Genomic DNA, 817 nt, shown 5'->3' with positions numbered 1-817 from the left:
TCCGTGAACAGCCCTTCCACCTCCCGGGGCAGGCGCAGCAGCACGTAGGCCGCCGATACCGCGCCGGCGTCGCTGCTCTGCGCGAGCACCGATTCCATCTCGGCGTCGTTCAGCGCCGGGATCACCGGCGCGAAGAGCACTCCTGCCGGGATCCCCGCCTCGGTGAGCGCCGTCAGGGTCCGGAGGCGGCGTTGTGGTGCCGCCGCCCGTGGCTCCATCCGCCGCCCGAGGTCGCGGTCCAGTGTCGTGATGGACAGATGCACGGACACGAGGTTCCGTCCCGCCATCTCCGCGAGGATGTCCAGATCGCGCTCAACCAGGGCCGACTTGGTCACGATCACCACCGGGTGGCGGGCCTCGGCCAGCACCTCCAGGACGCCCCGGGTGATCCCCAGCCGACGTTCCGCCGGCTGGTACGGGTCCGTGTTGGCGCCGAGGGCCATGGGCGCGGGAGTGTAGCCCCGCTGCGCCAGCGTCCGCCGCAGCAGCGCGGGCGCGTCCCGCTTGGCCAGGACCCGCGTTTCGAAGTCCAGTCCCGGCGACATGTCCAGGTAGGCGTGGGTGGGGCGCGCATAGCAGTACGGACAGCCATGCTCGCAGCCCTTGTAGGGATTCACGGAACGATCGAAGGGGATGTCCGGCGATGTGTTCCAGCTCACCACCGAGCGGCTGGGATCGTCGAGGATCCGGGTCGGAAGCCGCTGCGGCGGCGGTTCGGCGCTGTCCCACCCGTCGTCGAACACCTCGCTCTGCCAGGCACTGAAGCGGGAAGCGCGGTTGGTGAAGCTCCCCCGTCCCTTGAGCGGTCCATCCGTGC

The 817-nt window shown here is 70.4% G+C and carries 1 protein-coding gene; it reads right to left on the bottom strand.

Annotated elements, in window-relative coordinates; translation table 11 throughout:
* The coding region (locus tag G7A99_RS22145) for a PA0069 family radical SAM protein (RefSeq protein ID WP_163144151.1) at window positions 1-817 on the bottom strand (817 nt) is incomplete at both ends.

The sequence above is a fragment of the Arhodomonas sp. KWT genome, assembly GCF_010993615.1.
This window is presented reverse-complemented; position numbering and strand designations above follow the sequence as displayed.